The 13,024-nt window shown below is 65.5% G+C and carries 13 protein-coding genes; 7 read left to right on the forward strand and 6 right to left on the reverse strand.

Annotated elements, in window-relative coordinates:
- Positions 1 to 69: 69 nt before the first annotated feature.
- Complete coding sequence (locus FYK34_RS11320; RefSeq protein WP_168209718.1) at positions 70 to 1,248, reverse strand: methyl-accepting chemotaxis protein; 1,179 nt, start codon at positions 1,246 to 1,248, stop codon at positions 70 to 72.
- Between the two features lie 212 nt (positions 1,249 to 1,460).
- On the opposite strand from FYK34_RS11320, the gene FYK34_RS11325 reads away from it, so the two are divergent.
- The 6 genes from FYK34_RS11325 to FYK34_RS11350 all read left to right on the forward strand — a co-directional run bounded on the left by FYK34_RS11325 (position 1,461) and on the right by FYK34_RS11350 (position 8,024).
- Positions 1,461 to 3,485, forward strand: coding sequence for a M3 family metallopeptidase (locus FYK34_RS11325; RefSeq protein ID WP_149296515.1), 2,025 nt, complete (start codon positions 1,461 to 1,463; stop codon positions 3,483 to 3,485).
- A 71-nt stretch (positions 3,486 to 3,556) separates the two neighbouring features.
- Complete coding sequence (locus FYK34_RS11330; protein ID WP_149296517.1) at positions 3,557 to 4,144, forward strand: pyridoxamine 5'-phosphate oxidase family protein; 588 nt, start codon at positions 3,557 to 3,559, stop codon at positions 4,142 to 4,144.
- Positions 4,145 to 4,148: 4 nt separating this feature from the next.
- The gene (locus FYK34_RS11335; RefSeq protein ID WP_168209719.1) at positions 4,149 to 4,745 is read left to right on the forward strand and encodes a 3'-5' exoribonuclease domain-containing protein; all 597 of its coding nucleotides are present in this window, start codon (positions 4,149 to 4,151) and stop codon (positions 4,743 to 4,745) included.
- 3 nt (positions 4,746 to 4,748) lie between these two features.
- On the forward strand, positions 4,749 to 6,764 hold the full coding sequence (locus FYK34_RS11340; protein ID WP_149296521.1) for a M3 family metallopeptidase: 2,016 nt from the start codon (positions 4,749 to 4,751) through the stop codon (positions 6,762 to 6,764).
- Between the two features lie 115 nt (positions 6,765 to 6,879).
- Complete coding sequence (locus FYK34_RS11345; RefSeq protein WP_149296523.1) at positions 6,880 to 7,503, forward strand: hypothetical protein; 624 nt, start codon at positions 6,880 to 6,882, stop codon at positions 7,501 to 7,503.
- 62 nt (positions 7,504 to 7,565) lie between these two features.
- The gene (locus tag FYK34_RS11350; protein ID WP_149296525.1) at positions 7,566 to 8,024 is read left to right on the forward strand and encodes a MarR family winged helix-turn-helix transcriptional regulator; all 459 of its coding nucleotides are present in this window, start codon (positions 7,566 to 7,568) and stop codon (positions 8,022 to 8,024) included.
- Positions 8,025 to 8,088: 64 nt separating this feature from the next.
- On the opposite strand, the gene greB is transcribed toward FYK34_RS11350, so the two are convergent.
- The 5 genes from greB to FYK34_RS11375 all read right to left on the reverse strand — a co-directional run bounded on the left by greB (position 8,089) and on the right by FYK34_RS11375 (position 11,925).
- Complete coding sequence (gene greB, locus FYK34_RS11355) at positions 8,089 to 8,643, reverse strand: transcription elongation factor GreB (protein WP_149296527.1); 555 nt, start codon at positions 8,641 to 8,643, stop codon at positions 8,089 to 8,091.
- Positions 8,644 to 8,681: 38 nt separating this feature from the next.
- Positions 8,682 to 9,152: an NUDIX domain-containing protein gene (locus tag FYK34_RS11360; protein WP_168209720.1), complete on the reverse strand. Its 471-nt coding sequence runs from the start codon at positions 9,150 to 9,152 to the stop codon at positions 8,682 to 8,684.
- A 70-nt stretch (positions 9,153 to 9,222) separates the two neighbouring features.
- Positions 9,223 to 10,656 carry a pseudouridine synthase gene (locus FYK34_RS11365; protein ID WP_149296532.1) on the reverse strand — a complete coding sequence of 478 codons (1,434 nt, stop codon included), beginning with the start codon at positions 10,654 to 10,656 and terminating at the stop codon, positions 9,223 to 9,225.
- A 37-nt stretch (positions 10,657 to 10,693) separates the two neighbouring features.
- Positions 10,694 to 11,326, reverse strand: a complete 633-nt coding sequence (scpB, locus tag FYK34_RS11370) for an SMC-Scp complex subunit ScpB (protein ID WP_149296534.1) — start codon at positions 11,324 to 11,326, stop codon at positions 10,694 to 10,696.
- An 80-nt stretch (positions 11,327 to 11,406) separates the two neighbouring features.
- Entirely contained in the window at positions 11,407 to 11,925 is a 519-nt protein-coding gene (locus FYK34_RS11375; RefSeq protein ID WP_149296536.1) for a GNAT family N-acetyltransferase, read from the reverse strand.
- A gap of 117 nt (positions 11,926 to 12,042) precedes the next feature.
- Between FYK34_RS11375 and miaA the strand changes: the two genes are divergently transcribed.
- A complete protein-coding gene (miaA, locus tag FYK34_RS11380) occupies positions 12,043 to 13,020 on the forward strand; it encodes a tRNA (adenosine(37)-N6)-dimethylallyltransferase MiaA (protein WP_149296538.1) in 978 nt (325 codons plus the stop codon).
- The last annotated feature ends 4 nt before the right edge of the window (positions 13,021 to 13,024 follow it).

Below are 13,024 nucleotides of genomic sequence, written 5' to 3' on the forward strand. Positions count from 1 at the left end.
CCCCTCTTGCGAGGGCGCGCCGGCGCGACAATAGCAGCCGCATGGCGCAGGGACAGGAGATGGCGGTTCTTAAAACAAAATCATGCTGGATTGCGCGTCGGCCTGGTGTCGATGAGGCGCCTGCTCCAGGGTGGTGTACTGGCTTTCCGCCTTTTCCACCCAGCCATCGGCACAGATAGGCTGCGGCGCCTCGCCTTGCCGGGCCTGTTCCTGGTCCTGCGCCAATCGCTGGTCCAGCCGCCCCATATCGGACAGCACCCAGCCCATGATCTGGGCGATGCGGTCCTGAAATTGCAGATTCACCAGCACTTGCTCCACCTGTTCGCCTACCCGCAGGTTTTCCGCCCGCAAACTGGCGCTGGAGGCCGCCAGGCCGTCGGCGGCCTGATTGATGCGCGCCAGCGTCGCCGCGATGGCGTTTTCCGAGCTGGCGAGGAGGCGTTGGTCTTCGCTCGACAAGCGCTCGGCCGCGGCCAGGGCGCCGCCCACCAATTGATTGGCGGTCGACACTTTCTCGCGCATGCTGGCGCCGGTGGTGGCGGACAGATTGGATAGCTTCCTCACTTCGTCGGCGACCACGGCGAAGCCGCGCCCGCTCTCCCCCGCCCGCGCCGCCTCGATGGCGGCGTTCAGCGCCAGGAGATTGGTGCGCGCGGCGATGTCGCCCACCTCGATGGCCATCTTCTGCAGGTCCTCGGTCAACTGCACCAGGGAGGCGATATCGCCCATCATTTGCTGCTTGGCCGCCGTGGCAGCCTTCAGCTCGGCCAGGACGGCCTCCAGCTCATCGCGCGCGCCGCCTATGGTGGCGGCCAGTCCGTCCTGGTCATCGCCGGAGGAACTGCCCAGGGCTTTCTTGAGCCGGCCGCGGATATCGCGGAATTCGGCCACCAGCCCGTCGATGGCCGATTCCGACTGCTGTCGCGCCAGCTCGACGTTCTGGCGCCAGCGCGGCAGCATGGCCTGGCAGATCAGCCGCAGCGAGTCCAGATACACCGCCTGGTCGCGGTGCAGCGCCGCCTCGGCCTGATCGACCGCGCGATGGCGCTGCACGGAGGCATTGATGAACCGGACCACATCCCGGCGCAACCCAATGCGGCCGCCCCAAGCCAAGGCCAGCAGCGCTGCGGCCGCCGTCAGCGACAGCGCGTCGACGCCATGCAGGCTCAGCAGCAGGGACGCGCAGGCCGAAGCCGCGAGCATGGGCAGGACGGTAAGGCTCAACGGCAGGCGGATGGTCGATTGCATGGCCTTGCTCCGAGTAAGAGTAGGAAGAGCAGCGCCCGCATCGGCTTGCGCGCTCTGGCATGTCTGCATTCTGGCCAGCCCGGCCCGAGCCCACCATCCCAGCTTACCGGTAGCCGCCACTCAGGAAACTGAGTGTCCGCCTGCCCGTTCCTCTCGCGCGGCCAACATGCTAAAGTCATGCGCACAACCTTCAACCGACAGAGAAGAGCGCCATGAACGCCAACCCCCTGCTGCAAGACTGGAATACGCCCCACCAGCTGCCGCCCTTTGACCAAATCCGTCCCGAACACTTCGAACCGGCCTTCGACACGCTGTTCGCCGAGCATCTGGCCCAAATCGACCAGCTAGCCGCGCTAACTGAGCCGGCCAGCTTCGACAACACCGTCGCCGCCTTCGACCGCAGCGGCCTGAAGCTGGAGCGCGCCCAGCTGCTGCTGGACAACCTGACGTCCTCGGAAACCTCGCCAGCGCTGCAAGAAGTGGAACGCGTCATGGCCAGCAAGCTGGCCGAACACCACAGCCGCATCCACATGCACCAAGGCTTCTTCGCCCGCCTGGACGCTGTGCACGCCCGGCGCGACAGCCTGGGCCTGAGCGAGGAGCAGGGCCGGTTGCTGGACCTGATCCACCGCAACTTCGTGCGCGCCGGCGCCCAGCTGCAGGGCGAGCACCGCGCGCGTTACGCCGCCATCGTCTCCCGGCTGGCCGAGCTGACCACCGCCTTCGGCCAAAACGTGCTGGCCGACGAAAGCGAATACGCGCTGCAACTGGGCGAGGCCGACCTCGCCGGCCTGCCGCCCTTCCTGCTGGACGCCGCCCGCGCCGCGGCCGGGGCGCGCCAGTTGCCGGGCTGGGCCATCACCCTGTCGCGCTCGTCCATCGTGCCCTTCCTGACCTTCTCGCAGCGCCGCGAGCTGCGCGAGCAAGCCTGGCGCGCCTGGACCGGCCGCGGCGAACACGCCGAGCGCGACAACCGCCCGCTGGCCCAGGAAATCCTGGCCTTGCGCGTGGAGCAGGCCCAGCTGCTGGGCTACGCCAGCTTCGCCGACTACGCCCTGGCCAACCGCATGGCCGGCGCGCCGGCCGCGGTGCACGCGCTGCTGGATCAGGTATGGGAGCCGGCCAAGGGCCGCTTCGAGGCGGAAAAGGCCATGCTGCGCGAGGAGGCCGCCAAGCTGGGCGAACCGGCCGACATCCAGCCTTGGGACTGGTTCTATCTGGCGGAAAAAGTGCGCATCGCCCGCTACGCGCTGGACGACGCCGAGATCAAGCCCTACTTCGGCCTGGACAATATGATAGAGGCGATGTTCGACGTGGCCGGCCGCCTGTTCGGCCTCAGCTTCAGCGAACGCCATGACCTCAAGCTCTACCACCCGGACGTGCGCGCCTGGGACGTCAGCCGCGGCGGCAAGGTGATCGCCCTGTTCCTGGGCGACAACTACGCGCGCCAGAGCAAGCGCGGCGGCGCCTGGATGCACGTCTACCGCTGGCAGGCGCGCAACGGCGGCGAGGTTCTGCCCATCGTCGTCAACAACAACAACTTCGCCAAGGCCGGCCACGGCCAGACGCTGTTGAGCTTCGACGACGTGCGCACGCTGTTCCACGAATTCGGCCACGGCCTGCACGGCATGCTGTCCAATGTGGAATACCGCCTGCTGGCCAGTCCCAACAGCCCGTGGGACTACGTCGAGCTGCCGTCGCAGCTGATGGAAAACTGGGCGCTGGTGCCGGAAGTGCTGGACAAGCACGCCCGCCACGCCGAAACCGGCGCCGCCATCCCGGCGGAACTGGTGGCCAAGATCAAGGCCGCGCACCACTTCAACCAGGGTTTCGAGACGGTGCGCTACACCGCCTCCACCCTGATCGACCTGGCGCTGCACCAGCGCAATGATCCGGCGGGACAGGACGTCGCCGCCTTCGAAGCGGCCGAGCGCGAACGGCTGGGCATTCCGCCGGAAGCCGGCATGAACCACCGTCCGCCGCATTTCCGCCACATTTTCGCCGGCAACGAATACGCCGCCGGCTACTACGTCTATATGTGGGCGGAAGTGCTGGAGGCCGAAGCCTTCGGCGCGTTCGAAGAGTCGGGCAACCCGTTCGATCCGGAACTGGCGGACAAGCTGTACCGCCACATCTACAGCGCCGGCGACGCGCGCGAACAGCGCGCCGCCTTCCGCGCCTTCCTTGGCCGCGAGCCGAACGCGGAAGCCATGCTGAAGAAACGCGGCCTGCGATAAGCCCGCCCAGTCCTGGCCAGCCCCGACCAGGGCTGGCCTTTTTCTTTCTGAGCGACAAGGCAGACATCGCCATGACGACACCCATGACGCGGCTCGGCGCGCTTTATCGCGCCGCCATCGCGCAAGGCGACCCTTGCGCCCATTTCGCCACCCTGATCACGGTGGACGAAGAAGGCCAGCCGGCCTCGCGCATCGTCACGCTGCGCCGCCTGGACGAAAACGGCATCGCCCTGCTGGTCAACGCCGACAGCCCCAAGATCCGCCATTGGCAGGCCAACGGCAAATGGGAGCTGTCCGGCTTCTGGCCCGCCCTGATGGTGCAATACCGCGTGCGCGGCGCGGCCGAGCTGGCGCAGACCGAGGCCGTGCGCCAAGACTGGCAGTCCAAGCCCAGGGCCAGCCGGCTGGCCGACCTCTACCATCAGCGCGTCCGGCCGCAAAGCAGCGCCTTGCCGTCGCGGCAGACGCTGCTTTGCGAACTGGCGGAGCTGGAAGCGGCATGGCAAGACGACGTCGCCGCGCCGCCCGCCGTCTCGCGGTTGCTGCTGAAGCCCGACATGCTGGAAATCAGCCAGGCGTCGCCTAGCGACCGCCTGCATGACCGCAGCCGGCACCAGCTGCGCGACGGCGTCTGGACCGAAACCCTGCTGGTGCCGTGACGCCATGAGCCAGCCTATCGAGACCCTGGTTTGCGTGGATATCGAGAGCAATGGCCCGGTGGCCGGCATGCACTCCATGCTGGCCTTCGCCGCCGTCGCTTTTACGCTGGACGGCGAGATTCTGGCCGAATTCAGCCGCAATCTGCATCCGACGGACGGCATGGGCGAACATCCCGCCACCATGGCCTGGTGGCGCACGCAGCCTGCTCCCTGGGCGGCCTTGCAGCGCGACCGCGTGCTGCCGGAAGCCGCGATGCGGGATTTCGAAGCCTGGCTGCGCGGCCTGCCGGGCGAGCCGGTTCTGGTGTCGCACCCCGCTTCGTTCGACTACGCCTTCCTGCATTGGTACAGTTTCCGCTTCCTGGGCGGCGTCGCCTTCCATATCGCCGGGCTGGATATCCCATCCTATGCCATGGCCGTGCTGGGCGTGCCCTATACCCGCGCCAAGCGCCGCCATTGGCCCGCCCACCTTAATGACGTGGCCAGCCCGCACAGCCACTTGCCGCTGGACGACGCCCGCGGCCACGCCATGGCGTTTTGCAATCTGGCGCGGCTGCGCGACGCGCGCTTGGGCCAGACTCATACCGACAAAGAGAAATAGAAAATGAACAATCCCCTGCTGCAAGCCTGGAACACGCCCCACCAACTACCGCCCTTCGATCTGATCCGCGCCGAACATTTCGCGCCGGCGCTGGAGCGGCTGATGGACGAACACCGCCAGGCGGTGGAAGCCATCGCCCACGATCCGGCCCCGGCCAGCTTCGCCAACACGGTGGAGGCGCTGGAAGCGGCCACCCTGCCGCTGAAGCGCGTTTCTCTGGTCTTCCACAATCTGTGCAATTCCCTCTCCTCGCCGGCGCTGCGCGACGCAGAGCGAGAGCTGGCGCCCAAGCTGGCCGCCCATCACAGCGCCATCTACCTGGACGAGAGGTTGTTCGCCCGCCTGGACGCCGTGATGCGGCAGGCAGAGGAACTGGAGCTGGACGAGGAGGCGCGCCGCCTGCTGCAGCGGCTGCACCGCGACTTCACGATGTCCGGCGCCTGTTTGCAAGGCGAAGCGCGGCGCGAGTTCGCCGACTGCGTATCCGAACTGGCGACGCTGAGCGCGCGCTTCGGCCAGAACGTGCTGGCCGACGAGGCCGAATACGCGCTGCAGCTGCGCGACGAGGCCGAGCTGGCCGGACTGCCCGAAACGTTGCGCGAGGCCATGGCCGAAACCGCGCGCCAGCGCGGCCTGGAAGGCTGGGCCGCCACGCTGGCCCGCTCCTCGGTCACCGCCTTCCTCACCCACGCCAGCCGCGCCGACCTGCGCGAAGCGATCTGGCGCGCCTGGACCAGCCGCGGCACGCAGCCGGAACGAGACAACCGCCCCATCATCAGCCGCATCATGCAGCTGCGGCAAAAGCAGGCCCGTCTATTGGGCTATGCCAATTACGCGGACTATGCCTTGACCGACCGCATGGCCGGCACGCCGCAAGCGGTTTATCAGCTGCTGGACCAAACCTGGGAGCCGGCCAAGGCCTTGTTCGAGCGCGAAAAGAAACAGCTGCAGGCGCTGGCGCGCAAGCTGGGGCTGAGCGAGGACATCGCGCCCTGGGACTGGCGCCATCTGGCGGAAAAAGTGCGGCTGGAACACTACGCGCTGGACGACGCGGAAGTGAAGCCCTACTTCAGCCTGGAAAACATGCAGGCCGCCATGTTCGACGTCGCCGGCCGCCTGTTCGGCTTGAGCTTCGAAGAGAAAGAGGATCTGCCGCGCTACCATCCGGACGTGCGCGGCTGGGAAGTGCGACGCCATGGCCAGCTGATAGGCGTCTTCCTCAGCGACAATTTCGCCCGCCCCGGCAAAAAAGGCGGCGCCTGGATGAGCGCCTATCGCGCCCAGGGACTGCATGGCGGCGTCTCGCTGCCCGTCATCGTCAACAACACCAATTTTGCCAAGGGCGCGCCAACGCTGCTGAGCTTCGACGACGTGCGCACCCTGTTCCATGAATTCGGCCACGGCCTGCACGGCTTGCTGTCCCATGTGCGCTACCAACGGCTGTCCGGCACCCAGGTGCCGCGCGACTACGTCGAATTGCCGTCGCAGCTGATGGAAAACTGGGCGCTGGTGCCGGAAGTGCTGGACCGGCACGCGCACCATGTGGACACCGGCGCGGCCATCCCGCCGGCGCTGGTGGCCAAGATACTGGCCGCGCAAAACTTCCAACAAGGCTATGCCACGGTGCGCTACTGCATTTCCGCCCTGCTCGATTTGCAGCTGCACCAGCAGGCAGATGGCGTGGACGACCCGGAAGCCTTCGAGCGCGAGCTGTGCGCTCGCTACGGCCTGCCGCCGGAGGCCGGCTTGGCGCATTCGCTGCCGCATTTCAACCACTTGTTCAACGGCGGCTACGCGGCCGGCTACTACGTCTACCTGTGGGCGGAAGTGCTGGAGGCGGAGGCCTTCGCCGTGTTCGAACGCAAGGGCGACGCCTTCGACGCCGAGCTGGCCGACAACCTGCACCGCCACGTCTACAGCGTCGGCAACGCGCGCGACCCGCAACGCAGCTTCCAGGCCTTCTGCGGCCACGCGCCCAGCGCCAGCCCCATGCTGCGCAAGCGGGGGCTGCTGGACTAGGCCGCGCCGCAACACTCAATAGCATCGCCGCCCGGCGGCGCGGCGATGCCATTGAAATATTGCTTTGCAAGCGGGATACTTAATATCTTGTAAGCATAGGATTCATGGAGCCATCATGCGCATAGCCGCAGCAAGCTGCCTCACGGCCCTGGCGTTGTCCTGCAGCCAGGCTCAGGCTTTCGACCTCGGATCGGTACTGAACTCAGTCAACGAGGCCGTTGACACCGTCAAGAACGTGGGCAGCGTCGTCACTCACCAGACGGGAGACCAATCGAACACACCGCGCCTAAAACTGACCCAGCCCTCGCCAGTGGGGTCCCCGCTACCGGCCAAGCTGGACGAAAGCGATCATGTCTACAAGGAACTGGACGAGATGACGATGTTCCTATCTCGTCCCAACCTGAATCAGGATGGCTCCATACGCGTCGCCAAATCGGAGCTGATGCGCGGCCAGGTCTACAAGGACGCCTACGAGCACCCCGCCACGCAAAGCACCCTGCAAGTCTGGGCCGCTTACAAGAACCAGTTGGGGCAGCAGGGCTATCAACTGGATTTCGTCTGCGACAAGCCTTGCAGCAATAACTCCGACGTATGGGAAAAGACCTTGGGCCTCATCGTCTATCAGAAAACCGACCGCTATCTGGTAGCGCACAAGGCCAATACCTGGGTGGCGGTCGCCGTGGGGGAAATCAGCGACCATCCACGCTCCAGTGTGAATGTCGTAGTCCGCGACAACTAATCCCGCGCCCGCAACCGGCGCGGACTATGCGAAACTAAGCCATACCAACCATGGGAAACGTCATGACCACGACCATTGCACGCAAGGAGGAGGAACGCAGCCTGGATACCCGGGCGGCCGTAGAGATTTTCTTCTACGCCTACAAGGCCCTGACCACCAAGCCGGACGAAATGTTGGCCAAGCGAGGTCTGGCGCGCGTGCATCACCGCATTCTGTTCTTTGTCGCGCGCTATCCCAAGCTGTCGGTCAAGGACCTGCTGTCCTTCCTGGGCGTCACCAAGCAGGCCATCAACATCCCCTTGCGCCAGCTGATGGAAATGGAGCTGATCTGCAGCCAGGCCGCCCCGCACGACAAGCGCGTCAAGCAGCTGACCCTGAGCGAGGAAGGCGTGCGCCTGGAAGAAAACCTGCACCGCGAACAGCAGCGCCTGCTGCAGACGGCCTTCGGCGACTGCGGCGACAAGGCCACGCGCGACTGGTTCTTGATCAACGGCAAGCTATCCGAGCACATGCTGCCCTGAGCCGCGAACCGCGAAAACGCCAACGGCCCGGAATCATCCGGGCCGTTGTCTTTTCTCGTCCGCTTTAATCCAGCCGCTGGTAACTGACTTCCAGCACCTCGATGTCCTCATCGCCATCCGGACCGCGGAACAACACCGTATCCCCCTCTCGCGCCTTCAACAGCGCGCGGGCGATGGGGGAAATCCAGCTGATGCGGCCGCGCGGCAGGTCGATCTCGTCCACGCCGACAATGGACAGCCGCTGCTCGCTGCCGTCCCCGCGCTGGATCAGCACGGTGGCGGAAAAGAAAATCTGGTCGGTCTCTTCGCGCGCTTCCGGGTCCACCACCTCGGCGATCTCCAGCCGCTTGGTCAGGAAACGGATGCGGCGGTCGATTTCGCGCAGGCGGCGTTTGCCATACAGATAGTCGCCGTTTTCGGAGCGGTCGCCGTTGCTGGCGGCCCAGTTCACCACCTGCACCATCTCCGGCCGCTCGCGGTTGACCAGGTGGTACAACTCGTCCTTCAGACGCTGCCAGCCGGTCGGCGTGATGTAGTTCTTGGTCGAAGCCGGCAGGCGCCGTTCCGCCGGCAGATCGTCGTCCTGCTGTTCGTCTTCCCGAGTGAATGCCTTACTCATTGCCTTGTCGATTCCCTGCCTAGAACCTCAATGTTTCATTATGCCTGAGTTTGCGGCAGCGGCTCGCCTTGCAGCAAGGCCAGGCAATACGGCAGCAGGGCCTTGGGCCGCAGCCGGACCCGCCGCAACGCCACCGCGTCCAGCCACACCAGCTCGTAGTGATTGTCCGGCGCCAGCTTAGCCAGCTCCGGCCCGCCCAGCCGCAACATGCCGCGATGCTCGCTCGCCACGAAAACATGCTCGGTGCGGCTGCCGCTCTCCAGCACGCAAAGCTCGCCGCCCAGCCACACGTTCAGTCCGGTCTCCTCGCGCGTCTCGCGCACACAGGCCATGGCCGGCGTCTCATTCTTCTTGATGTTGCCGCCCGGCAACACAAAGAACTCTTTCTCCGGCTTGACCCGGCGCATCAGCAGCAGACGACCATGCTCGACGATCACGATGGACGCGCGCCGCTTGCGCGGCGTCGTCAGTCCCCATGCCGCCAGTGTCGCCTCTTCCCGCTGTTCCATTTCGCTTCCCGCAATAAAAAGCGGGCGCCGCCTCATGGCGCTCGCCCGCGTTGTCGACACCAGCCGCTGATTACTCGGCGCGCGCCGCCTTGGGCTTGCGCGCGGAAGGACGGCGCTGGCCGCCAGCCTTCTTGCCGCCGGTCACAGTCAGGTTGGACCACTTCATCACGGCGGCCACCTCGGCGGCATTCAGTTCGTAGAACTGGCCGCGCTTCAGCCGCGGCGGCAGGCCGATATTGCCGAAGCGCACGCGCATCAGCCGGCTCACGGTCAGGCCGAAATGCTCGAACATGCGGCGCACTTCGCGGTTGCGGCCTTCCTTGATCACTACGTTGTACCACTGGTTGGCCGACTCTTCCTGGCCGCCAGTCTGGAAAATGCGGTCAAAGCGCGCCTCGCCGTCTTCCAGCTCCACGCCCTTGGTCATTTCCTTCATGATTTCCGGGGTCAGCTCGCCCAACACCCGCACCGAGTACTCGCGCTCCACTTCGAAGCTGGGGTGCATCATGCGGTTGGCCAGCTCGCCGCTGGTGGTGATCAGCAACAGGCCGGAGGTGTTGACGTCCAGGCGGCCGATGGCCACCCAGCGGCTGGACTTGGCTTGCGGCAGGCGGTCAAACACGGTGACGCGGCCTTCCGGATCGTCGCGGGTGACGATCTCGCCCTCTTCCTTGTGGTACATGATCACGCGCGGCAGGCGGTCCGGCCACTTCAGCTTGATCGGGTCGCCCTTGACCGTCACCTTGTCGTGCGGGCCGACTTTGTCGCCCAGGCTGGCCTTCTTGCCGTTGACCAGCACCAGGCCGGCCTCGATCCACTCTTCCATCTCGCGGCGGGAGCCGACGCCGGACGAGGACAGAGCCTTCTGCAGACGAACCGGCTCGATCTCGTTCAGATCGACGCGCACTTCCTTCAGCTTCTGCGCCTTGTTCTTGATGTCCTGGCTAGGGCTGCGCAAACGCAGCTTCTTGGCCCTTTGCACCAGCTGCTTGGGCTTGGCGTCGCCGCGCGGCTTGGCTTCCGCCTTTTGGCTGGCTTCGGCTTGCGGCATATCCGCGGCCGGCTTGCCGCGGCCCTTGGCCTGGTTGCCGCTGGCCGCCGGACGAGCGGCGTTCTTGTTGCCGAAGCGCTTCTCGTGATCCAAAGCCACATTGCCGTTGACGTCGCCATTGCTGTCGCGCTGGTACTGCGGCTTGCGGTTGCCGGCGGCCAGCATTTGCTGCTCCTGCTCGCGACGGCTCAGCTTGAACAACGGCACGCCATCCTGCTGCGGCATGATGGGATTGCCGTATGCGTCGCGCGCCGGGCGCGGGCCGCCGCGGCGAGCCTGCTGGCCCGGCTGCTGCGGTTGCGGGAAGCGCGGCTGGATGCCGGCGGAGGGATTCTTGCCTTGGCGCGGCTGGCCTTGGCCGCGGCCCGCGTTCTGGCGCGGCTGCGAGGTTTCACGGCCCTTGACACGCGAAACCGGTTGGCGGGCGTGGGTACGTTGTCCTTTTGTAGACATGTGTTTGCTCTTTCCATGCGAGCAACTGGCGGAAGCGTTATTCCGCGACTGGCTCTAAATTGTCCGCCTCATCGTCGAGGGGGAGATCGTCTGCGCCCGCGTCGGGGCTATCGTCTTGCGTTGGGACGTCCGGCACCACCAGGCTGCCCAACTCCGCCAGCGGCGGCAGGTCGTTCAGCGAGACAAAGCTCAGATCGTCCAGGAATTTTCGCGTCGTGGCGTACAGGCCGGGGCGGCCCGGTACGTCCTTGTGTCCGATGACCTCGATCCAGCCCCGCTCCAGCAGGGTCTGCATCACATTGGTCGATACCGATACGCCTCTGATCGCTTCGATGTCGCCACGGGTCACAGGTTGTTTGTAGGCGATGATCGCCAGGGTTTCCATTACCGCGCGCGAGTAGCGCGGCGGCTTTTCCGGGTTGAGCCGGTTCAGGTATGGCGTGAACTCGGCCCGGGCGCGAAAGCGCCAGCCCGAAGCCAGCTTGACCAGCTCAATGCCCCGCCCGCGCCAGTCGCCCTGGATGTCCTCCAGAATATCGTTGATCAGCGCCGCTTTCACGTCCTCGGTGAACAGCTTCTTCAGCTGCGAAACCGACAGCGGCTCCTGGGCCGTCAACAAGGCGGTCTCCAGCACGATTTTCAGATATTTTAAGTCGGTAATGGTGGACATTAAACCGGGAAGCCGGAGATTCAGGGGTTGCTTGAGCGCGGGAAGCCGTGGATTCTACACGATTTTCCAGCCGCGCGAAACTATCGCATCAAGCTGGCCAGCGAAGTCAGGCTGAATCGCCGCAGCACGCTGCCATCCGGCTGCGGCATGTCGTCCATGCGCTGTCCGCCGCAGGCCTCTATCGTGCGGACCGCGGCGAGATTGGCCGCGTCGCACACCAGCACCCAGTTGCCGCAGGCCGGCGCCGCGGCCATGGCCTGCACGTATTGCAGCAGGACGCGGCCATAGCCATGGCCGCGCCAAGCCGGCAGCACCTCGAAACCAATATGGCCGATCTTATCCTGAATCACCTCGGTCTCGCCTTCGCGCAAACGCGCCGCGCCGACGATTTCGCCGTCATCGGTCAACAGGAACCAGGTCTGACAGGGCACCCAGCCATCCGGCAGCCCTTCGCCGTCGGCATGCTGCACCACCTTATGCAACCATGCGTCCGCGGCATCGGCCAGGCCGCGGTAGTATTCAAAATCCTCGGCGCGACATGACTCGAAATATCGCCGATAGGCGGAAAGATGCTGCTCGCTCGCGGCTTCAATCTTCATGGATGACTCTCCAGATCAATACTCCCATCGTAAACGCCTGTTCGGAGAGGTCAAGGCTTTTGCGCAAGCCGACGCCGGCTGTGCGACAATCAGCGCTTGCATCGTAGCGAGCCTCCCATGAGCCACACCCCGCAAGCCATCTTGCTGATGGGCCCCACCGCCTCAGGCAAAACCGGCCTGGCGCTGGAGCTGGCCCGTCGTTTTCCCGTTGAGATCATCAGCGTCGACTCCGCCCTGGTCTATCGCGACATGGATATCGGCAGCGCCAAGCCCACGGCCGAGGAGATGGCGGCATGTCCGCACCATCTGATCGATATCATCAGCCCCTTGCAGAGCTATTCCGCCGCGCAATTCCACGCTGACGCCAATCGGCTTATCGTCGATATCCAGGCACGCGGCAAGCTGCCCTTGCTGATCGGCGGCACCATGCTGTACTACAAGGCGTTGTTAGAGGGCTTGTCCGACCTGCCGCAGGCCGACGCCGCGCTGCGCGCCGAGCTGGATGCCGACGCCGCTTTGCTAGGATGGCCGGCGATGCATGCCAGGCTGGCGGAGCTGGACCCAGTGACCGCGGCCCGGCTCAATCCCAATGACTCGCAGCGCATCCACCGCGCGTTGGAAGTGTGCCTGCTCAGCGGCAAGCCGATGTCGGAGCTGATCGCCCAAGGCAAGGAGGCCGCTGCCGGCTTCCGCTTCCTGCCGCTGGCCCTGGTGCCGCGCGAACGCGCTTGGCTGCACGAACGCATTGGACAGCGCTTCCGCGCCATGCTGGAGCTGGGCTTCCTGGACGAGGTCAACCGGCTGCGCGCCAAGTATCCCGAACTGACGCTGAACTTGCCATCCATGCGCTGCGTCGGCTATCGCCAGGCTTGGGAACACCAAGACGGCCTGTATGGCTATGACGAATTCATCGAACGCGGCGTAGCCGCCACGCGCCAGCTGGCGAAGCGCCAGCTGACCTGGACGCGCAGCCTGGATGTGATCCCGGTGGACGCGCAGCAAGACGGACTGGCCGACCTGCTATCCGCCGCCGTGGAGGATTTCCAGGCGGGCCGAGAAGCCAACCCGGCCCTGCGCTACTCCGGCGACTTCTAAACGA

Source organism: Chromobacterium paludis (assembly GCF_008275125.1).
GTDB lineage: Bacteria > Pseudomonadota > Gammaproteobacteria > Burkholderiales > Chromobacteriaceae > Chromobacterium > Chromobacterium paludis.

Bases quoted from the DNA above. Each gene is read 5' to 3' on its own strand.
- FYK34_RS11320 (WP_168209718.1), bottom strand. From the start codon at position 1,248: ATGCAATCGACCATCCGCCTGCCGTTGAGCCTTACCGTCCTGCCCATG.
- FYK34_RS11325 (WP_149296515.1), top strand. From the start codon at position 1,461: ATGAACGCCAACCCCCTGCTGCAAGACTGGAATACGCCCCACCAGCTG.
- FYK34_RS11330 (WP_149296517.1), top strand. From the start codon at position 3,557: ATGACGACACCCATGACGCGGCTCGGCGCGCTTTATCGCGCCGCCATC.
- FYK34_RS11335 (WP_168209719.1), top strand. From the start codon at position 4,149: ATGAGCCAGCCTATCGAGACCCTGGTTTGCGTGGATATCGAGAGCAAT.
- FYK34_RS11340 (WP_149296521.1), top strand. From the start codon at position 4,749: ATGAACAATCCCCTGCTGCAAGCCTGGAACACGCCCCACCAACTACCG.
- FYK34_RS11345 (WP_149296523.1), top strand. From the start codon at position 6,880: ATGCGCATAGCCGCAGCAAGCTGCCTCACGGCCCTGGCGTTGTCCTGC.
- FYK34_RS11350 (WP_149296525.1), top strand. From the start codon at position 7,566: ATGACCACGACCATTGCACGCAAGGAGGAGGAACGCAGCCTGGATACC.
- greB (WP_149296527.1), bottom strand. From the start codon at position 8,643: ATGAGTAAGGCATTCACTCGGGAAGACGAACAGCAGGACGACGATCTG.
- FYK34_RS11360 (WP_168209720.1), bottom strand. From the start codon at position 9,152: ATGGAACAGCGGGAAGAGGCGACACTGGCGGCATGGGGACTGACGACG.
- FYK34_RS11365 (WP_149296532.1), bottom strand. From the start codon at position 10,656: ATGTCTACAAAAGGACAACGTACCCACGCCCGCCAACCGGTTTCGCGT.
- scpB (WP_149296534.1), bottom strand. From the start codon at position 11,326: ATGTCCACCATTACCGACTTAAAATATCTGAAAATCGTGCTGGAGACC.
- FYK34_RS11375 (WP_149296536.1), bottom strand. From the start codon at position 11,925: ATGAAGATTGAAGCCGCGAGCGAGCAGCATCTTTCCGCCTATCGGCGA.
- miaA (WP_149296538.1), top strand. From the start codon at position 12,043: ATGAGCCACACCCCGCAAGCCATCTTGCTGATGGGCCCCACCGCCTCA.